We start from the raw sequence: 705 nt of genomic DNA on the forward strand, positions 1-705 counted from the left end.
CTTCGGCGTTGTAAGGTTAAGCCTCACGGTTCATTAGTACCGGTTAGCTCAACGCATCGCTGCGCTTACACACCCGGCCTATCAACGTCGTCGTCTTCAACGTTCCTTCAGGAGACTTAAAGTCTCAGGGAGAACTCATCTCGGGGCAAGTTTCGTGCTTAGATGCTTTCAGCACTTATCTCTTCCGCATTTAGCTACCGGGCAGTGCCATTGGCATGACAACCCGAACACCAGTGATGCGTCCACTCCGGTCCTCTCGTACTAGGAGCAGCCCCCCTCAATTCTCCAGCGCCCACGGCAGATAGGGACCGAACTGTCTCACGACGTTCTAAACCCAGCTCGCGTACCACTTTAAATGGCGAACAGCCATACCCTTGGGACCTACTTCAGCCCCAGGATGTGATGAGCCGACATCGAGGTGCCAAACACCGCCGTCGATATGAACTCTTGGGCGGTATCAGCCTGTTATCCCCGGAGTACCTTTTATCCGTTGAGCGATGGCCCTTCCATTCAGAACCACCGGATCACTATGACCTGCTTTCGCACCTGCTCGAGCCGTCACTCTCGCAGTCAAGCTAGCTTATGCCATTGCACTAACCTCCTGATGTCCGACCAGGATTAGCTAACCTTCGTGCTCCTCCGTTACTCTTTGGGAGGAGACCGCCCCAGTCAAACTACCCACCAGACACTGTCCGCAACCCGGAT

1 rRNA gene is annotated in these 705 nt (G+C 54.6%); it reads right to left on the reverse strand.

What is annotated here, in order from left to right:
- Positions 1–12: 12 nt before the first annotated feature.
- Positions 13–705: ribosomal RNA gene (locus APT89_RS21775) — 23S ribosomal RNA — on the reverse strand; the annotation flags it as partial.

The sequence above is a fragment of the Enterobacter sp. 50588862 genome, assembly GCF_001462935.1.
In the GTDB taxonomy this organism is placed as follows: domain Bacteria; phylum Pseudomonadota; class Gammaproteobacteria; order Enterobacterales; family Enterobacteriaceae; genus Enterobacter; species Enterobacter bugandensis.